Genomic DNA, 17,013 nt, shown 5'->3' on the forward strand with positions numbered 1-17,013 from the left:
GGTGTACCCATGGTGTAGCCACAACGTTTACGTATCCACTATGACAGCGGATTCTGGGACCTGCGCGCATGATTGCTGGACATCTGCTGTGAAGATCCCGAATGCCGGTTCCGATATGCCGCGGCATCCCGCACCGGCACAACTCCACTGCAGCACCGACGAACCGGCAGGTCAGAGGGGGTGCGCAGCCACGGCAGCCGGGCGGAGCGCGGTGGACGGGGGTTAGGGCTGCCCCTAGAATCGGTACCAACGTCGAATCGGCAACAGGCAGTCGCAACAGCAGTCACAACACAGTCTGCGGTCGGCCTGCGCGACCCGCAACCAGCGGGCAATAACCAAAGGATGTTTTATGCGGTCACGGAACAGGTTGGGGGCCGTGTTCGGCCTGAGTGCGGTTGCGATCCTGTCCCCCGCGGCGGCGTCGGCGGCGTCCTCTGCCCTTGACCCGGCGTCGTCGTCCGTATCCTCCGTGGTTGCGCCTGCCGCAATGGTGCAGTCCGAATCCCCCGTCCGCATCCCGCCGGGAGAGGTTGTTGTGGACCCGGCCAATGTGCTGGGCGGCGAGGCGTCCAAGGTTGAACAGGCCATCAACGATGTGCAGCGCAGCACCGGCTACACGCTGTACGTGGTGTATGTGGACTCCTTCACCAGCCCCTCTGATCCCACGGCCTGGGCGCAGCAGGTAGTGGACGCCAAGGGGATGGGCAGCAAGGAAGCGCTCCTGAGCATCGCCACAGAGGACCGCAAGATCGAGGTCTCCACCGGAGACCAGAGTGTCCTGACCGAAGCCCGGCGCAACGCGATCCTGGCCGCAGCCACCGATCCCCTGCTCGGCTCCCGGGACATTTCCTCCTCCCAGTGGGCCACTGCCGCCCTCAACGCCACCGATTCCCTGGCAGACATAGCCCGCGGCGGCGACGGAGAAGTTGCTTCGTCCTCCGAATCCGGCGGCACCAGCGTGGCCCCCCTGGTAGTGGGCGGCGTCGTAGTGGCCGGCGGCGTGGGGACCGCACTGCTGCTGCGCAGCCGCCGGCGGAAATCGCCGGCGTCCGTTCCCGCTCAGCAGCAGGGACCGGCGGCTCCCGTGGATCCACTGGACACCATGAGCGTGCCTGACCTGCGCAAGCGGGCCGGCAGCCTGCTGGTCGCGGCCGACGACGCGATTAAGTCCAGTGAGCAGGAACTGGCCTTTGCGATGGCCGCGTACGGCGAAGACGCCGTCACCACCTTCTCCGAAGACCTGGCGGCCGCACGGAACCACATGGGTGAATCCTTCAAGCTGCAGCAGCAGCTGGATGACCACATCCCCGACACCGAGCAGCAGCAGCGGACCTGGCTCAAGGACATCATCCGCCGGTGCGAGGCCGTCAACGATTCACTCCAGGCGCACAAAGCGGAGTTCGACGAGCTGCGTGAACTGGAGAAGAACGCGCCCGCAGCGCTGGCCGCAGCACAGGCCGCGGCAGACCAGACCGCTTCCCGCCTCAGCACCTCTGCGGCAGCTTTGGACTCGCTGCGTGCCCGCTACGCGGCCTCCGCGGTGAACCAGGTCAGCGACAACATCGACCAGGCGAACGAGCGGCTCGCCTTCGTCTCCAGTGCTGCAGCCACGGCCAACGAAAAGCTCGGCGAGGGCGACACCTCCTCCGCGGTGGTTTCCGTGCGGGCCGCCGAAGAAGCCGTTCACCAGGCCAATGTGCTGCTCGACGCCATCGACAAGCGCGGACAGGAACTGGACGCCGCGCACCAGGAACTGCAGCGAGCGATTGCCGACGCCAACCAGGACCTCGCCCAGGCGGAAGCTTTTGCCGCCGGCGGCGGAAACCCGGGGCTTGCCGGACCTGTCGCAGGCGTGCGCGCCGCAGTGGATGCAGCCCGCCAGGCCATGGCAGCCGGCCCGGTTGATCCCGTGGATCTGCTCCGCCGGCTCGAAGCAGCCAACAGCCAGCTGGACGCCGCACTCGAGGGCATCCGGGACCGCCAGGAGCAGGAGCGCCGTGCACGGGATTCCCTGCAGCACGCCCTCATGGCCGCGCAGGCCCAGATTTCCGGAACGTCGGACTACATCCGTGCCCGCCGCGGCGGCGTGGGCAGCGAAGCGCGGACCCGGCTCGCCGAGGCCGAACGAAACCTGCAGCAGGCGGTAGCCCTGCAGGCGTCAGATCCAGTCAGCGCCCTCGCCTATGCCCAGCAGGCCAATGCGCTGGCGGCCCAGGCCGCAGATATGGCCCAGCAGGACGTTGACGGGTTTGACGGCGGGTTCGGCGGGGGCGGTTTAGGCGGCGGCTACGGCGGACGCGGGGGCAGCGGCCTGGGCGGCGCGGTCCTCGGCGGCATCCTGATCGACTCCATCCTGCGCGGCGGCTCCCACGGGGGCGGCTGGGGCGGCGGCGGATTCGGCGGCTTCGGCGGCGGAGGATTCGGCGGCGGCGGTTTTGGCGGCGGCGGAGGCTTCGGTTCCTCCGGAGGAAACTTCTAGCACTGCAGGGGCCAAAGCCCCGAAAGTACACCAAGATGTACCCGTAACGGTTTCATGGCGAACGCGGGCAATTCCGAACACAGCATATTGAAAGGCAGACACCGTGGTTAAGCAGTCAATTTTCGGACGTATCACCCAGTTGGCCAAGGCCAACATCAACGCGATCCTCGACCAGGCCGAGGACCCGCAGAAAATGCTCGACCAGATGGTGCGGGACTACAGCAACAACATCGCCGAAGCTGAAAGCGCCGTCGCCCAGACCATCGGCAACCTGCGGATGCTTCAGGACGATTACAACGAAGACATCCAGAACGCGCAGAACTGGGGCAACAAGGCCCTGGCCGCCTCCCGCAAGGCGGACGAATTCCGCGCTGCGGGAAACACCGTGGACGCCGAAAAGTTCGACAACCTTGCCAAGGTGGCCCTCCAGCGCCAGATCGCTTCCGAGAACGAGGCCAAGGGCGCCCAGCCGACCATCGCTTCCCAGGAAGAGATTGTCGAGCGGCTCAAGACCGGATTGAACCAGATGAAGGGCAAGCTGGACCAGCTCACCAGCAAGCGGGACGAGCTCATCGCCCGCGCCCGGAACGCCGCCGCGCAGACGCAGATGCACGACGCCATGAAGAGCATCGACGTTATGGACTCCACCTCCGAGGTGGGACGCTTCGAAGAGAAGATCCGCCGAGAAGAAGCCCGGGTCCGCGGTGCCAACGAACTGACCGCCTCCAGTCTGGACGCCCAGTTTGAAAGCCTGGAAGACCTCGGCGAGCAGACGGAGGTCGAGGCTCGCCTGGCCGCCCTGAAGTCCTCCGCGGGCACCAAGCAGTCCGCAATCGAGGAATAGCCCCACACGCACCTGCCGCTGCGGCAGCGGGCAGAAAGGGCGGACGCCTACCGGCGTCCGCCCTTTGCCGTCCGGGCACGCAGGGCACGGCGCCGCAGCACCTGCGGCAGCACCAGCCACAGCAGGGCCACCACCATCCCCACTGCCAGCGCCGCCACGGCACCGGCGGCTCCCGACAGCACGATGTCGAAGATCAAACCGATGGTCCCGACCAGGATCAGTCCCACCAGCACCAGCGTCCAGCGCAGCAGCATGTCCGAATTGTTGACCAGGGCGCGCTTGATCCGCTGCTGGAAAAAGGTCCGGTGCATAACCACCGTTGACATCAGCAGCGCCGTCACGAGCACGGAAAGCACAACCAGCGCAAGGTAGAGGCCGATCTGGATCCGGTTGAGGCCGGCGAAGCGCTGCTGGAACGGCAGCGTCAGCAGGAATCCGGTGAGGATCTGGATACCCGTCTGGAGCACCCGGAGTTCCTGCAGCAAATCGGTCCAGTTGCGGTCCAGTTTCTGCAGCATGGTCTCACCGCGGTCCGGATCACGCTCCACGGGTCGCTGTCCCATAGGTGGAAGTCTAGAACGCGGCGGGAGCGGATATAAGGAAAGTCCCCCGAGGTTCCTTGCGGATCCTCGAGGGACTTTCCTTTTGGTTGCGGGGGCAAGATTTGAACTTGCGACCTCTGGGTTATGAGCCCAGCGAGCTACCGAACTGCTCCACCCCGCGGCGTGATATCTAACTCTACCCGCCGCGGGGTCCGGGTGCAAACCGGCCGGATATGGCTGCCCGCCTAGTCGCCGCTGCCGCTGTCTGCAGCCGGTGCGCTGGCACCGTCGGTGGGAGCAGCGGGTGCTCCGCCGGCTTCGCCGCCGCTCTCCATCTGCTCCTGCGCCGCGGTGGCCCGGGTAATTGCGTCCTTCAGCCTTGCCTGCGCCTCGCCGTAGGCCGCGAAATCTCCGCGGCCCAGGGCGGACTGGCCGTCCTGGATGGCCTTGCCTGCATCAGACAGGGCGGTTGAGAGCTCCGACTGTGCCGTCACGTCGGTACCGGGTGTTTCCGGGGTGGCGCCCACGTTGCCGGAGTCGCCGGTGTCCGCACCGGAGTCTCCCCCGAAGATCTGGTTCAGCGCTTCGTCCAGGGTGGGAGCGAACCCGACCTTCTCACCGAAGTTGACCAGCACCCGCTGCAGTGTCGGATAGGACGACGCACCGGAGGACTGCACATAGACCGGCTGGACGTACAGGATGCCGTCGCCGACCGGCAGGGTGAGCAGGTTGCCGTTGATGACTTCCGAAGCACCCTGGCGGAGCAGGTTCAGTGCATTGGACACGGTGGGATCGGAGTTGAAGGTGTTCTGCGCCTGGCCCGGTCCGGGCACGGCTGTGTCCGTAGGCAGCGACAGCAGGCGGAGCTTTCCGTAGTTCTCGCTCTTCACGCCGGCTTCGCCTGTTCCCGCGTCCGCATCCGCGGAGAGGAAACCGTAGAGCACGTTCCGGGCCTCCCCGCTTTCGGTCACGAACGGAATGAACGGGGTCGTCAGCGAGAACGTGGCCTCATCCTGGCCCGGCATCTGCAGGGACAGGTAGTACGGCGGCTGCTTGACACTGGAGTTGCCGCCGGTAGGGTCGGAGGGCACGCTCCACGCGTCGTCGTTCTTGTAGAACGAGTCCGGGTCGGTCACGTGGTATTTGCCCAGCAGTTCACGCTGGACCTTGAACTGGTCCTCCGGGTAGCGGACGTGGGCCAGCAGATCAGCCGACATCTCGCTGTAGGGCTTCAGCGTGGACGGGAAAACGCTCTGCCAGGACTGCAGCAGGGGGTCCTGGTCATCCCATGCGTACAGGGTGACCGAGCCGTCGTAGGCGTCCACGGTGGCCTTGACGGCGTTGCGGATGTAGTTCACCTGCTCCTGCGGCAGCGCAGCTGCACCGGGGGTCAGCGAGTCGGTGGTGGCATCCTGCAGTTCCTGCTGCGTGGAGTACGGGAAGTACTTGCTGGTGGTGTAGCCGTCCACGATCCACTTCACGCGGCCGTCGATGACCGCCGGGTAGGCATTGCCGTCCACGGTCAGGTACGGAGCGACCTTTTCCACCCGCTCGCGGGGGTCGCGGTCGTAAAGGATCTGTGATTCGTCGTTGATGGCGTCGGATAGCAGCAGCTCGGTGGACTGGAACTTGATCGCGTAGACCAGCTGGTTGAAAAGGTTTCCGACGCTCGGGCCGCCCTCTCCGCTGAACGTGGTCTGCGATTCCTCTTCCGAGTTGCCGGTCTGCGGCCGGTCGATCTCCACCGGGTCGCTGCCCTCGGGGGCACCCACCACGGAGTACTGCGGAGAGTTCTCACCGAAGTAGATCCGCGGTTCGTAGGATCCGTCTTCCGTCAGCACACCGGTGGACGGTATGCCCGATTCCATGAAGCTGGGCTTGCCGTCGGCCTCGACGGTGGAGCCCCTGGCGGCCACCACGCCGTAACCGTGCGTGTAAAGGATGTGTTCATTGACCCAGCCGGTGGGCACACCGCCCACGTTGAGCTCACGGACCGCGATGACCGTGTCCTGGACTTCGCCGTCGATCTCGTAGCGATCCACATTCAGGGTCTGCGGGAACTGGTAGTACTGGCGGAACTGCTGCAGCTGGCTGAACGCGTCGGATACAACGTTCGGATCGAGCAGCCGGATGTTGGAGGTGGTGCCGGCATCCTGGGCCAGGGCACCGGCATTGGCATTGACCGTGGCGTCATAGGGAATGACCTCGGTGTCGGTCAATCCGTACGCTTCGCGGGTGAGGTCGATGTTGCGCTGGATGTACTCGCGTTCCAGGTTCAGCTCCGAGGGCTGGACCTGGTAGCGCTGGACAATCCAGGGGTAGATGCCGCCGGCCACGATGGCGGTGATGATCAGCATGGCGGTGCCGATGATCGGCAGCCGCCACCGGCCGATCACGGCGGAGAGGATGAACAGCACGGCAACGATGACCGAGGCGACGGCCAGGATGGCCTTGGTGGGGATAACGGCTTCGACGTCGGTGTAGAGCGCGCCGGTCCAGGTTCCGGAGGTGCTCAGCAGGGTGTCGTAGCGGTCCAGCCAGAAGTTCACGGCCTGCAGGATCAGGAACGCTGCGGCAATGATCGCCAGGTGCAGGCGCGCCGGGCGGCTCACGAAGACACCCTTTTCCTCCAGCCGGATGCCCCCGTACAGGTAATGGGTCAACAGCCCGGCGATGCCGGCAATCACCACCACGCTGATCAGGAAACCGACGAGGAACCCGATGAAGGGCAGGGTGTTCAGGTAGAAGCTGTAGTCCATGTTGAACTGCGGGTCGGTTTCCCCGAAGTCCTTGCGGTTGAAGAAGAGCAGTGCCTGCTGCCACATGGACATGGCCGCCGTGCCGGCGAACCCGCCCACCACAATGGGGATGCCGATCATCAGGAGCTTGCGGACCGGTTCAAGCTGGGCCTGGTACCGGTTCAGGTTGTCCTGCAGGGCGCTGTCCGGGGCATAGATGGGCCGCGATACATAGGCCACCCGGATACTGGTGAACACCCCGGCGGCCATTACGAGGAAAGCGGCGAGGAACATGCAGATCCGGGTCAGGTTCTCCTTGACGAAGACTTCCAGGTAACCCAACTGGTTGAACCACAGGACATTGGCATACACCTGGGAGAAGTACACGAAGCCAATGACGAGCACGGCCACAACAATCAGCGTGGCGATCAGCGGGCTGCGCCGCCGTCGCCTGCCGGTGGCAGTTGCTGCGCCGGGTCGGGAGAATGGGCCGTTTGGTCCGGAAGTCACAGTTACCTCATCGTTCGGTGCGTCGGCTCGCGGCCTCGCCGGGTTGCACCGGTGGGAGTGGTTCCGGGGGCATTTTCAACCCCTTTTCCCCGCCGGAAGGCCCTGAAGCCGTCCCTACTCATTCTGCCTTGGATTGTTCCCCGGCTGCCACTTCCTGCGGACTCCGATTCCAAGCTTGTCCCGATCGTAACGAGGCCGGGCCGGTCAGCTACCCGTTTACGCTACAAGCTGCACTGCGGCAGATCGGCCGGGTTAGTACCGGCCGCGAGTTTTTCGACGGCGTCCCTCGCCTCGTCCAGCGTGGACACCTTGACCACTGCCAGTCCTTCGGGGATGTGGTCCACCACCTCGGCGCAGTTCGCCTCCGGGGCCAGGAAGAATTCCGCACCCGCGTCCGAGGCGCCGATGAGCTTCTGGCGGATTCCGCCGATGGGCCCGACGTTGCCCGCAGCATCGATGGTTCCCGTACCGGCAAAGTGCCTGCCGCCGGTGAGCTGCTCCGGGGTGAGCCGGTCCACGATCCCCAAGGCGAACATCATGCCGGCGGACGGGCCGCCCACCCGGTCCATTCCCTCACCGATCCGCACCTCGAACGGAAAATCGAAGGTCGTCGCCAACTCGATTCCGAGCTGGTAGACGCCGGAGTCCGACTTTCGGGGCGTCAGCGTCTCCATGACCTCGGAGCCGCCGCGCCGGACCGTGACATCCACCGGTGACCCGCCGGCGTCGTTCAGCGCGGACCGGAGGGTGTCGATGCCGTCGACAGGCGTGTCCCCCACTGCCAGCACAGTGTCGCCGGCCTGCAGCACGCCCTCGGCGGGGGCACCCTCGACGACGGACCCCACGGAGAGCTCCTGGGTATACGGGATCTCCAACAGCGTCAGTGCTGCTGCCACGGCGGACTCCTGGGACGAGGTCATGGCAGCGGCGTTCTCTTCATCCACCTGCTCGCCGGTAGTTCCCGGCGCGTAGAGGAAATCGGCGGGGTACACGACGTCGTTGGTGTTCACCCAGCCCCCCAGGGCCTGGAAAATGCTGATGTTGGTGCTGGGACCGCCGGCCACGTAAACCGTGGTCAGGTCCAGCTCACCGTCAGTCGGGTAGCTGCGCTCCCCTTCGATTTGGATGATGTCCTTGCCGCCGGCGGTTCCGAGCGTGTTGAACGTGGGTCCCGGGGACTCCACCACGTACTGGGCCGGCAGGAGCAGCCCCGCCCCGCCGAGGACAAACGCGAGAACGCCCGAAACGAGGATGCCGCGGGACCGGGGCGAGCGCTTGGCCGGCACCGGCTTTCCGTCGCCCAGACCCTGGTAGGGGTAGACGGAGTAGCTGCCGTCAGGCTGCGGTGCCGGGGCGCCCGGTCCCTGCGGGCGGGAGTTACCCGTTCCGCCTCCCCCGTACCCCGCGCCGCTGCCGTCTTCATGTGTGGGGCGCAACTGTCCAACCTTTTCCTGCGTTTGTGCCGTGCATATAGCCGGACATGTGTGTGTGCCGTACGTGTCTGCGTACCCGCCTTGTGTTGCCGGGCACCACCCTGCAAGCCTACGCCCGCACCGCAAGCCGGGCGTGCAGCCGGGCTTTGCCTACAGCGAACGAAATACGGCCGTGCGGGACAGGCCTCGGGCACTGCCGGTAACGTAAAGGCAATATGGTCGGCTGCTGCCGGGCATCGTAAGCGTTATCCTCTTATCTCCTTCCACAGGACCGGTGGTATCCCATGAGTTCCAATCCTTCCGACCGCGGGGACAACCCCCAGGATCCGCTGTCCGAAATGCTTGCGCGCCTGTTCGGCGGCGGCGGTGCCGGCGGCATGGACCCCTCCGAGCTGGCCAAGGCAGCGGGACTTCCCTCTGATCCGAATGCCATGGCGATGATTTTCCAGCAGGTGCAGGCCATGTTCAGCACCCCCTCCGACGGTCCGGTGAACTGGCAGCTGGCCAAGGACAATGCACGCCGGGTGGCCGCGACCGGCAGTGATCCCTCCACCGGCCCCGCCGCGGCCCGCGAGGTCGACGAAGCCCTGCACCTGGCCGAGCTCTGGCTGGACCCGGCCACGGACTTCGCATCAACTGCCGCCCTCGGCCGGGCCTGGTCCCGCGCCGAATGGGTCGAGGCCACCATGGACTCATGGCGCCGCCTGACGGAACCGGTGGCCGTCAGCATTTCCGAAGCGCTATCCAACGCGATCACCACCCAGATGCCCGAGGAAATGAAGTCCATGATGGGCGGGGCGTCCTCCATGCTCGCGAACATGGGCGGGGCGATGTTCGGCATCCAGCTCGGCCAGGCCGTGGGTGCCCTGTCCAAGGAAGTGGTCAGCTCCACCGACATCGGCCTGCCGCTCGCCGCCGGGACCATGGCACTGCTGCCGGCCAACGTTGCCGCTTTCGGCGAGGGCCTGGACGTCCCCGACACGGAAATCCGGCTTTACCTCGCCGTCCGGGAAGCAGCCCACGCCCGGCTGTTTGCCCATGCTCCGTGGCTTGCCTCGCACCTCTTCGGTGCCATTGAAAGCTACGCCCGCGGCATCCACATCGACATTTCCAAGATCGAAGAAGCCGCCCGCGACATTGATCCCGCGAATCCCGAATCCATCCAGTCCGCCCTTTCCGGCGGGGTCTTCCAGCCGCAGCGCACACCCGCCCAGGACGCCGCCCTGGAACGGCTGGAGACGGCGCTGGCCCTGGTGGAAGGGTGGGTGGACGAAGTCACCGCCGCAGCCACCGCCAACCTGCCGTCCGCAGGAGCACTGCGGGAAATGATCCGCCGGCGCCGGGCCAGCGGCGGCCCGGCCGAGCACACCTTCGCTTCGCTGGTGGGCCTGGAGCTGCGTCCGCGGCGGCTGCGCGACGCAGCCGCCCTGTGGGCGCACCTCACCGAGGAACGCGGCATTGAAGGGCGCGACGCCGTTTGGCAGCATCCGGACCTGCTTCCCACCTCTGAGGACCTGGACGATCCCAAGGGCTTCAGCAAGCGGCGGGAACTACTCGAAGCGGCAGACTCCGACGTCGATGCGGCGTTGAAGCGCCTGCTGGAAGGCGGCTTCGATGAGCCCGCCGAAGATGCTGCTCCCGAAAACCCCGAAGAGAACGCTGCCGAAGACACCGGCGCCGACGGGAACGCTGCCGACGCGGGCCCTGCCGACGGCGATCCGGAAGAAGGCACCGAGGAGGACGGCAACCCGAAGCCGGGCTCCAACTAAAACCCCGGTCCCACTAAAACCGGGTTCCAACGGATCCCGGCTGGACCGGCAAGAGGACTGGTTCCGGCGGGCACAGCCCGCTGGCGCTAGTCCTCTTCCATTTCCCCCTTCAGCCCGCGGGCGCTGGCAAAGGCTGCTCCGGACAGGAACGCCTTGGCGGTTTCCGTTTGCGGGTACGTCTCCAGCAGCCGCCAGAACGCGGCTCCGTGCGAGGGCACAATCAGGTGTGCGAGTTCGTGCAGCAGCACATAGTCCACCACCCACTCCGGCATTCCCTGCAGCTTGTCCGACAGCCGGATGCTGCCCCGCGCCGGGGTCGCAGAACCCCAGCGGGAGTTCTGGTTGCTGACCCAGCGGACGGACTCGGGCCGGGCCTTCCCGGCCAGGTAGGTGCGGGACAGTTCCCCCGCCCGCGCCATCAGCCGGCTGTCGCTGGTCTGGGGAGTCGATTCCCGGGCCACGCGCTGTTCCAGCCGGGCAACCATGCGCTGAACCCATTCGGCTTCCTGCTCGCGGCTGAAGTGGGCCGGGATGGACACCAGCGCCACCCCGTCCCGGAAGACGGCGTTCACGGTCCGCTTGCGCCGCGCGGAACGCCGCACCTGGATGGGGATTCCCGAGCTGGTGGTAGCAGGGACGGACGCGCCGGCGGAAGGATGAGGCATATTTCCAGCCTAGACGGCGCCGGTGACGGTCCTGCACCTTGTGGATAACCGCCGGCGGCAAGCCGTCCCGTGCCAGCATGGTCAGCACCCCGCCCGCGGCGGGCCATGGACTGGACACATCAGGCCACACCGGGACACAAGGGAGCACAGCCATGCGGATCAATCCGGGAGTGCACGTATTGGAAGTATCGCCCGGTGCCAGGCAGCTGGGCATCGGCGCCGGATCGCTGCTGCTGCGCAACCTCCAAGACGCCGACGTCGCGTTCCTGGCGGCCCTGCGCAGCGGAGTCCCGGACGGCACGGAGCAGGATGCTGCGGCGGGTGTGTCACTTTCCGCGGAGCGGGCTGCGTCGCTGCTGGAGGTTTTGGAGCCGCTGCTCATTCCGCAGGAAACCACGGCCTCTCCCGTCCCTTCCCTGCGTTCGGAACGCCTGCAGCCGGATGCCCAGCGGCTGGCAGCGGCTTACGCCGCCAACGGGGAGGAATCGGTCCGCCGCCGTGCGGCGGCCACCGTGCTGGTCGAGGGCCTGGGGCGGACCGGTGCCCTCCTCGCCCGCACACTGGCTTCCGCCGGCGTCGGAACCCTGCTGTTGGCCGACCCGGCTGCCGTGGCCCCGACGGATGTGGGTGCGTCCTATGCGATGACGGATATCGGCATGAACCGCGCGGCAGCGGTCAAGCGCCACGTGTTCCGGATCGACCCCACCCTGCAGGTGCTGGTGCACTCCGGTATCCGGGTCCGCTCCGAGCCTGTGCCGGTGGATCTGGCGGTGACGGTCCAGGCGGCAGGCTTCGGTGCGGCAGGCGGCCGTCCGGCCGAGCCGACGGCGGCTGCCGACGGCATTCCCCGCTTGGTGGTCTCCGCGCAGGAGGACGGGTGGGATGTGGGTCCGCTGGTGGTTCCGGGGGCCACTGCATGCCTGGAATGCCTGGACCTGCACCGCGCGGACACCGACCCCGGCTGGTTCGCGGCCGCGGATGCCCTGGCCCGCCGCGCCGGGGGCCCGGCTGCCGGCACCGTCTTGGACTGCTCGGGTCCGGACGGCGAGGAGACCGCCGGATCCGTGCTGGCGGCAGGGACCGCGGCCACGGCGGCCCTGGTGTTCCTTGACGGGATTAACCGTCCGGCGCTGTATTCCGCTGTCCTGCAGGTGCGGGCCTCGGACGGCTACTCCCGGCTGCAGCAGCTGGATTACCACCCGGCCTGCGGATGCCGGCTACAGCACCGCCTGAACCGGGTGGCCTGACGGCCAGGAAGGGTTTTCGTCCAGCGGCGCCTATGATCCGGCGCTGGCCTCGAGTACCTTCAGCACCTCTTCGCCGTACTTTTCGAGTTTGGACGGGCCGACGCCGGGCAGCGTGGCCAGCCGGTTCAACGACGGCGGCCTGTCCTCGGCGATGGCAACCAGTGTCGCGTCGGTGAAAACGACGAACGCCGGGATGCCTGCTTCCGAGGCTGCCTCCCGCCGCCATTCGCGCAGCGCCTCGAATGTTGCTTCCTCATAGGTCACCGGGCAATCCGCACAGCGGCCCACCTTGCGTTCGGCACCGGTGTTCAGCAGGGCACCGCAGCTGCGGCACTTCGCCGGGCCGGTGACCTTGCGCCGGGCCTGCCGGGCCGGGCCGGCCGTCCGGCCTGCGTCGCGTTCGGTGCGCGGACGCAGCCCGTCCAGGAACCGGGACGGCTTCCGGTTGGCCCGTCCGCCCGGTGTACGGGCGGTAGACCAGGACAGGGCAAGGTGGACACGGGCACGGGTGATGCCGACGTACAGCAGACGCCGTTCCTCGTCCACGGCTTCGGGCGTATCAGCGAAGGAAATGGGCATCAGGCCCTCGCTCAGTCCGACCAGGAACACCGCGTCCCATTCCAGGCCCTTGGCCGAGTGCAGGGAAGCCAAGGTGACGCCCTGGACCCGAGGCGCGTGCTGCGCAGCTGCTCGTTCCTCAAGTTCGGCCACGAAGTCCTGGAGCGTGAAAATGGCCTCGGGGTCCCGGGTCCGGGTCACCTGCAGTTCTTCGGACAATGCCACCAGGGCGGCGAGTGATTCCCACCGCTCGCGCGTGGCCCCGCCGCCGGCCGGCGCCTCGGGGGTGTAGCCCAGCGACGCAAGGATGTCCTTCACCAGCTGCGGCACCGGTTCATTGCCGACGGAGCGTGACGCCGCGCGCAGCTGAAGCACGGCATCGCGGACCTCGCGGCGGGCAAAGAACCGCTCGCCGCCGCGCAGCTGGTAGCCGATGCCGGCCGAAGCCAGTGCCTGCTCGTAGGCCTGCGACTGCCCGTTGGTCCGGAACAGTACGGCGATCTCACTGGCCTGGACGCCCTCCTCCAGGAGAGCCTTGATGGACGACGCTACGTGCGCCGCTTCGGCTTCGTCGTCGGCGCATTCGGTGAACGTCGGTTCCGGTCCCGCCGGCCGCTGCGCCACCAGTTCCAGGGGCGTTGGCCACGGCGGCGCCGTGCGGTTGCGCTCCCCCTCGGCCGTCCGGGCCGCGAGGATCCGGTTGGCAAGGCCCACCACCTGCGGGGTGGAGCGGTAGTCACGGACGAGCTTGACGACGTCGGCGTCCGGGAACCGCTTGGTGAAGTCCAGCAGGTGCCGGGGTGTGGCGCCGGTGAAGGAGTAAATGGTCTGGCTTGAATCGCCCACCACGCACAGCTCGTCCCGGGCACCGAGCCACAGGTCCAGGAGGCGCTGCTGCAGCGGGGAGACGTCCTGGTACTCGTCCACCACGAAGTGGCGGTACTGGTCCCGTACCATGGCCGCCACCCGCTCATCCTCCTGCAGGATTCCCACCATGATGAGCAGGACATCCTCGAAGTCGATGATGTTGCGGTCCACCTTGACGTCTTCATAGGACTGGAAGATGCGCGAGATAGCGGTCAGGTCGAAGCCCGCCGGCGGCTCCCGGTCCGCTGCCGCACGGACGTAGCTGTCCGGGGTGAGCATGGACACCTTGGCCCATTCGATTTCGGCAGCGACGTCGCGGATGGCCGCGCGGTCCGTGGATAGCCGGAGGCGGCGGGCTGCCTCCGCGATGATCTGTGCCTTGTGGTCCAGCAGCCCGGGCATGGCACCGCCAACGGTGTGCGGCCAGAAGTACTGCAGCTGCTTCAGGGCCGCGGCGTGGAAGGTGCGGGCCTGGACACCGTTGGCGCCCAGGTCCCGCAGCCGGGTCCGCATTTCCGCCGCGGCGCGGGCAGTAAAGGTCACGGCCAGCACCTGCTGGGGTTTGTACACACCGGTGGCCACGCCGTACGCCATGCGGTGGGTGATGGCACGGGTCTTACCCGTGCCGGCGCCGGCCAAGACACACAGCGGGCCCGTCAGGGTGGTGGCGACTGCCCGCTGCTCGTCGTCGAGCCCGGACAGGATGAGTGCTTCGGGTGATTCGCTGCTCATGGGCGGGCGCCGGCCTCCGGTTCGGTTATGGTCCCGCCGTACCAGCGCTCGATCAGGTTCCGGGCAATGGAAATGGGGCCTGCAATGGTGATTTCTCCGCTGGACACTGCGGCTGCGAGTTCGGACCGGCTGAACCAGCGGACATCGGACATTTCCACACCGTCCGCCCGGGCAGCCGGGTTGGCGGTGCGGGCCGTGAAGCCCAGCATCAGTGAACAGGGGAAAGGCCACGGCTGGGAACCCAGGTACTGCGGGGAGTGGACAACCACCCCGGACTCCTCCTCCACCTCCCGGACCACGGCTGCTTCCAGCGACTCCCCCGGCTCCACGAATCCGGCCAGGGTGGAGTACCGGTTACCCGGCCACGCCGCGGCGGAGCCCAGCAGGATACGGTCCTGCTCATCGGTGACCGCCACGATGATGGCCGGATCGGTGCGCGGAAAGTGCGAGCTTCCGTCTTCGGGGCAGCGCCGGACCCAGCCGCCCTGCTCGGGCACGGTGGGCGCACCGCAGCGCGGGCAGTGGGTGTGCACTGCATGCCAGTTGGCAACTGCGGCAGCTTCAACGAACAGTCCCGCGTCCAGGGCCCCGAGTTCGGTGGCGGATTCGCGCAGGCTGGCCCAGGCTGCGCCGTCGACGGCGAACGCCGGATCGGGTTCCGGCAGCGTGACCAGCACGATGTCCGATCCCAGCGGCACCTGCGCGTCTTCCAAGGTGCGGCCCAGGTAGACGGGTGCGTCGCCGAAGCCGTCTGCCGGCGGGTCCAACAGCACCAGGGCGGAGTCCCGGACCAGGGCACGGCCCTTCGCAAAGTACATAACGCGGGTGGCGGCATCCGCCCGGATGGTCTCGAAAAGGTCGGGAGCGATCCGGCGCTCGGATCCGCGGTCCACCGCCGTCCGGGCCAGCGGTAACAGTCCAAGGGGGGAAACAAATGCTGCCGGTGCCGGAATACTCATACCACCTACCGTACTGACTCCCTCCCCCCAAACTGTAGTTGGCCCCCGGCCCCGGGGGCTGCTTGAGGTTTTCCTCACGGTTTGGACGACTCGCCGCCGCACTGCGGTTATTCAGGACACATCTGCCCATACGGTTGAAGATGTGAAACGGACCCCCATGGAATTGGCTGCAATGGCCAGCGCTGCCGTCCCAGGGCTGACCCCAACCGGCGTTGCCGGTTCCCCCGACGACGCCGCGGATTTTGACGCCGCGCTGCTCGTGGACGACGCCGGACGCAGGTGGCGGGTCCGCTCACCCAAGCACCTTGAAGCGAGCATGCGGCTGGAGACCGAGCTGCTGGTCCTGCGCACCTTCGTCCCTGCGGTCCGGGCCGAGCTGCCGTTTGTGCTGCCCTACGTGGCCGGAACCGTCCGCCAGGGTGAACTATGCACCTTCGTCTACTCCCACCTGCCCGGGGCTACCCGCAGCATCGATACGCTGATGACCTCCGGGCGTGCCGTAGCGGCGGAGATCGGCCGCGCCATGGCCGCCGTCCACGCTTTGCCACGGGAACTGGTCACCCGCGCCGACCTACCCAGCTACACCGCCAACGAATTCCGGCAGCGACGCCTGAACGAACTCGACCAGGCTGCCACCACCGGGCTGATTCCCTCAGTCCTGCTGCGGCGCTGGGAACATGCCCTGGAAGACGTGTCGCTGTGGCGGTTCAAGCCCACGGTGGTCCACGGGGACCTGCATGAAGACAACATCCTGCTGACCGGCGAGCGGGTCAGCGCCGTCACGGGCTGGACCGACCTCCGCGTGGGCGACCCGGCCGACGACTTTGCCTGGCTGATTGCCGCCAACGATCCGCGGTTCACCGAAACGGTCCACGGCGCGTACCTGGAGGCAAGCACCGATCCGGAGGATCCGCACCTGATCCGCCGCGCCGCGCTCTCTGCCGAATTCGCGCTGGCCCAATGGCTGGTCCGCGGTGTCGCGGCGGAAAACTCCACCATGGTGGATGAGGCCGTGGAAATGCTCGCCACCCTCGAGGAGGATGTGCTGGAGCAGGAAGCGGCGGACCAGCGGGCTGGCCAGTACCGTGCGGCAGCGGACGCCGTCCCCCGGACCGTCAACGTGCCCGTCGATGCTGATGCTCCCGCCGATGCTCGCGCGGCTGCCAAGCCTGACTCCGCCAAGGTTACTGTGGCTCCCATCGAGCCCGCCGGGGAGCAGGCCGATGGCACCGAAGACGGACCCGACGAGGGCACCGAGGCCGGAATTGAGGCTGCCGATACCGACGGTGACCGCCTTGCTGCAGACGACGACGAGACCCGAGCCTCCGGCAGTGCGCAGGGTCCGGGCCTGGCAGAAGTCATTGTGCTGCCGGCACGCGGCGCCGCAGTCCCGGCCGGGGACACGGACGCCGAAGCCGACGCGGGGAGCGAAGACTCCGAGGCCGCAACTGCGGAAGCGGAAGCGGAACCCGAGGCAGCAGAACCCGATGCACAGACGGAGGACGGTGCAGAGACGGCACCCGATGCAGAGGCCGCCGTCGATACTGCTCCGACCGGCGCCGACGGTGCAGGAACCGGGAGCGACACCGCTACCACCGCACTGCCTCTGATTCCGGTTCGGAAGCAGTAGCCCGCCTTCAGCCCGCAGCCCGAAGTGCCCCGCCGATTTC

Annotated in this window: 11 protein-coding genes and 1 tRNA gene; 5 read left to right on the forward strand and 7 right to left on the reverse strand. The window is 67.2% G+C overall.

Features of this window, described 5'->3' with window-relative positions; all coding sequences use genetic code 11:
* Positions 1-349: 349 nt before the first annotated feature.
* Together LOC57_RS16400 and LOC57_RS00590 are read left to right on the forward strand one after the other, a co-directional pair.
* Positions 350-2,479 (forward strand): TPM domain-containing protein, encoded by a 2,130-nt coding sequence (locus LOC57_RS16400; protein WP_269437436.1) that lies wholly within the window; start codon positions 350-352, stop codon positions 2,477-2,479.
* A 103-nt stretch (positions 2,480-2,582) separates the two neighbouring features.
* Complete coding sequence (locus LOC57_RS00590; RefSeq protein WP_227913659.1) at positions 2,583-3,323, forward strand: PspA/IM30 family protein; 741 nt, start codon at positions 2,583-2,585, stop codon at positions 3,321-3,323.
* Between the two features lie 47 nt (positions 3,324-3,370).
* Here the strand turns inward: LOC57_RS00590 and LOC57_RS00595 are convergent, their stop codons facing one another.
* The 4 genes from LOC57_RS00595 to LOC57_RS00610 all read right to left on the reverse strand — a co-directional run bounded on the left by LOC57_RS00595 (position 3,371) and on the right by LOC57_RS00610 (position 8,549).
* A complete protein-coding gene (locus LOC57_RS00595) occupies positions 3,371-3,886 on the reverse strand; it encodes a DUF6328 family protein (RefSeq protein WP_229957533.1) in 516 nt (171 codons plus the stop codon).
* Between the two features lie 83 nt (positions 3,887-3,969).
* Positions 3,970-4,046, reverse strand: a tRNA-Met gene (locus LOC57_RS00600).
* A gap of 64 nt (positions 4,047-4,110) precedes the next feature.
* A complete protein-coding gene (locus LOC57_RS00605) occupies positions 4,111-7,113 on the reverse strand; it encodes a UPF0182 family membrane protein (protein WP_442860181.1) in 3,003 nt (1,000 codons plus the stop codon).
* Between the two features lie 221 nt (positions 7,114-7,334).
* The gene (locus LOC57_RS00610; RefSeq protein ID WP_229957535.1) at positions 7,335-8,549 is read right to left on the reverse strand and encodes a YlbL family protein; all 1,215 of its coding nucleotides are present in this window, start codon (positions 8,547-8,549) and stop codon (positions 7,335-7,337) included.
* A gap of 281 nt (positions 8,550-8,830) precedes the next feature.
* Here LOC57_RS00610 and LOC57_RS00615 point away from each other — a divergent pair, with 281 nt between their 5' ends.
* Positions 8,831-10,315, forward strand: coding sequence for a zinc-dependent metalloprotease (locus LOC57_RS00615; protein ID WP_229957537.1), 1,485 nt, complete (start codon positions 8,831-8,833; stop codon positions 10,313-10,315).
* 86 nt (positions 10,316-10,401) lie between these two features.
* On the opposite strand, the gene LOC57_RS00620 is transcribed toward LOC57_RS00615, so the two are convergent.
* On the reverse strand, positions 10,402-10,980 hold the full coding sequence (locus tag LOC57_RS00620; RefSeq protein ID WP_227913653.1) for a M48 family metallopeptidase: 579 nt from the start codon (positions 10,978-10,980) through the stop codon (positions 10,402-10,404).
* A 152-nt stretch (positions 10,981-11,132) separates the two neighbouring features.
* Between LOC57_RS00620 and LOC57_RS00625 the strand changes: the two genes are divergently transcribed.
* Positions 11,133-12,227 carry a ThiF family adenylyltransferase gene (locus LOC57_RS00625; protein ID WP_227913651.1) on the forward strand — a complete coding sequence of 365 codons (1,095 nt, stop codon included), beginning with the start codon at positions 11,133-11,135 and terminating at the stop codon, positions 12,225-12,227.
* 30 nt (positions 12,228-12,257) lie between these two features.
* Here the strand turns inward: LOC57_RS00625 and LOC57_RS00630 are convergent, their stop codons facing one another.
* Positions 12,258-14,384: an ATP-dependent DNA helicase UvrD2 gene (locus tag LOC57_RS00630; RefSeq protein ID WP_227913650.1), complete on the reverse strand. Its 2,127-nt coding sequence runs from the start codon at positions 14,382-14,384 to the stop codon at positions 12,258-12,260.
* Entirely contained in the window at positions 14,381-15,343 is a 963-nt protein-coding gene (gene nudC, locus LOC57_RS00635) for an NAD(+) diphosphatase (RefSeq protein ID WP_229957539.1), read from the reverse strand. Before nudC ends, LOC57_RS00630 begins: the two co-directional genes overlap by 4 nt.
* Before the next feature lie 157 nt (positions 15,344-15,500).
* On the opposite strand from nudC, the gene LOC57_RS16480 reads away from it, so the two are divergent.
* Positions 15,501-16,973, forward strand: a complete 1,473-nt coding sequence (locus LOC57_RS16480) for a phosphotransferase (protein ID WP_331460619.1) — start codon at positions 15,501-15,503, stop codon at positions 16,971-16,973.
* Positions 16,974-17,013 lie beyond the last annotated feature (40 nt).

This window comes from Arthrobacter sp. zg-Y750 (genome assembly GCF_020907365.1).
Lineage (GTDB): Bacteria > Actinomycetota > Actinomycetes > Actinomycetales > Micrococcaceae > Arthrobacter_B.